This window comes from Pseudomonas sp. K5002, assembly GCF_013386655.1.
Lineage (GTDB): Bacteria > Pseudomonadota > Gammaproteobacteria > Pseudomonadales > Pseudomonadaceae > Aquipseudomonas.
This window is the reverse complement of record NZ_JACARK010001362.1, coordinates 1-1,202: the sequence shown is the minus strand read 5'-3', so window position 1 is coordinate 1,202 and position 1,202 is coordinate 1. Positions and strand designations below refer to the sequence as shown.

The 1,202-nt window shown below is 65.0% G+C and carries 1 protein-coding gene; it reads left to right on the top strand.

What is annotated here, in order from left to right:
• On the top strand, positions 1–1,202 hold a 1,202-nt coding region (locus HX846_RS36385; RefSeq protein ID WP_178967367.1), incomplete at both ends, for a GspE/PulE family protein.

The following is a 1,202-nucleotide window of genomic DNA, read 5'->3' as shown; positions in this document are numbered from 1 at the left end:
AACCCGGCGCTGCTGTATCCGTTCCAGGCCCTGGCGTACGCGTGCGGCGTGCCGGTGTGGCTGGCGGTCGGGCCGCGCAACGAAGTCGAAACCCTGATCGAGCGTTACTACGGCCAGGGCCGTTCCGCCATGGGCACCCTGATCGAAAACCTCGATGAACAGGGCGGCGCCCTGGAAGACATCGAACACCTCAAGGACATGGCCTCCGAAGCCCCGGTGATTCGCCTGGTCAACCTGATCCTGCAACGGGCCGTGGAGCACCGCGCCTCGGACATCCATATCGAACCCTTCGAAAACCAGCTCAAGGTGCGCTACCGCATCGACGGTGTGCTGCATGAAGCGGAAGCGCCGCCGGCGAGTTCCTCGGCGGCGGTGATTTCCCGGGTCAAGATCATGGCGCGCCTCGACATCGCCGAGCGCCGCCTGCCGCAGGACGGCCGGATCATGTTGCGCATCCAGGGCAAGGAGCTGGATTTGCGGGTATCCACGGTGCCCACCAGTTTTGGCGAGTCGGTGGTGATGCGCCTGCTGGACCGCCAGACCGTGCAGTTCGATTTCCAGAGCCTGGGCTTTGATGGCCAGCGCCTGGAAACCTTTCTTGAAGTGCTCGAGCGGCCCCACGGCATCCTGCTGGTCACCGGGCCCACCGGCTCGGGTAAAACCACCACGCTCTATACCGCGTTGTCGCGGCTCAATACCGCCGAGCGCAAGATCATCACCGTCGAAGACCCGGTGGAATACCAGCTGGAAGGCATCAACCAGATCCAGGTCAAACCCGCCATTGGGCTGGACTTCGCCGGCGCGCTGCGCTCCATCGTGCGCCAGGACCCGGACGTGATCATGATCGGTGAAATCCGCGACCTCGAAACCTGCCGCATCGCCATCCAGTCCTCCCTGACCGGCCACCTGGTGCTCTCGACCCTGCACACCAACAGTGCCGCAGCAAGTATCACGCGCCTGCTGGATATGGGGGTGGAGAGCTACCTGATCGCCTCGACCGTCAATGGCATCCTCGCGCAGCGCCTGGTGCGCCGCCTCGACCCGGCGACCCGTGAGGCGTTCGAAGCCCCGCCGGAGCTGATCGAGGAACACGGCCTCGACCGCTTCACCGAGCAGCGCCCGATCCTGCTTTACCGGCCTCGCGCCAACGCCGCCGGCGGCGGTTACCACGGCCGCAGTGCAATCACCGAATTGCTGGTGAT